We start from the raw sequence: 1,104 nt of genomic DNA, 5'->3' as shown, positions 1-1,104 counted from the left end.
CCGCCGGACGGCGTCGCGTCCGGCGGGACGGCCCGGTGTGCGGCGAGGTCAGTTGAAGTTCACGTCGCTGCACAGGAAGTACGTCTGGTCCATGTGCGAGGCCTGCCAAATCGTGTAGACGACATGGCGACCGCTGTATCCGGACGTGCTCACGGGGATCGAGTAGTTCTGGCTGGGCCCGTAGCTGCCGGTGCTGGCGACCAGTTCGAGGTCGCTCCAGCGCATCGGTTGGGTGGTGGGGTCGAAGCCCTGCCGGGTGACGTAGACCCGGAAGTAGTCCGCGCCGTGACTGGCCTGGTCGTACAGCTCGACGGTGAAGTCGTCGGAGACGTCGGTGGTCTTCCAGGCGCCCACGGTGTCCATCGAGTTGTAGCGGCCGCCCTCGGTGCGGCCACCGCTGCACAGCTGGCCGTCGGGGACGACTGCCTGGAAGTTGCCGTTGGAGCCGTTGCGGTACAGGCCGTTCCAGTTCCACATGGCGTTGGGGTTGTCCTGCCATGCCTGCCAGCACATGGGGTCCTGCTGGGCCATGGCCGGGTTCTGGAAGTCACTGCCCCAGCGCTGCCAGCAGTCGTAGCTGCGCGATGCCGGGTCGACGACCGATCCGTGGGCCACGGCGGTGCCGCTCCAGGGGACCAGGCTGAGGAGTACCGCGGCGAGGATGCCCAGAACGAGCGTCAACGGGCGTTGCCTGCCTATGGCATGCATATGACAATTCACGATCTTCTTCTTCCGGTGGGGGGAGGCCGGGGTCCCGGCCGGGGTGTCGACTGCGTGGGAGCGCTCCCGCAATTCCAGATTGCGCGCCGTGAAACGAACCGGCAACGCGCGTTTGCGCCACTTCGGAGACGCCTGCACGAACGACGGGGGATCGGCGTTCCATGGGTTGTCAAAGGTGTCGGGGGGATCCCGCAGTCGCGGCCCAGGCGGGTGGGTGGAGAGTGCTCCCCTACTCCTGCACGGGCAGATGGGAGGGCCTGCGGGGCCGCGCGGCGCCCCTGTGCGGCGCGTCTTTCAGCCCCGCGGCGTTGGCGGCGCTGCTCGGCGGGCTCGCCCCGGCCCTGACCGGGCAGAACAGCGCGCGGACGCACGGTGTGACGGTGA

The 1,104-nt window shown here is 68.6% G+C and carries 1 protein-coding gene; it reads right to left on the bottom strand.

Annotation, left to right across the window (positions count from 1 at the left end; translation table 11 throughout):
- Positions 1–48 precede the first annotated feature (48 nt).
- Complete coding sequence (locus ACYVE9_RS03515) at positions 49–708, bottom strand: lytic polysaccharide monooxygenase auxiliary activity family 9 protein (RefSeq protein WP_461026203.1); 660 nt, start codon at positions 706–708, stop codon at positions 49–51.
- Positions 709–1,104 lie beyond the last annotated feature (396 nt).

It is taken from the genome of Streptomyces sparsus, assembly GCF_054776295.1.
The sequence above is the reverse complement of the archived record's forward strand: the minus strand, read 5'-3'. Positions and strand labels throughout refer to the sequence as shown.

Bases quoted from the DNA above. Each gene is read 5' to 3' on its own strand.
- ACYVE9_RS03515 (WP_461026203.1), bottom strand. From the start codon at position 708: ATGCATGCCATAGGCAGGCAACGCCCGTTGACGCTCGTTCTGGGCATC.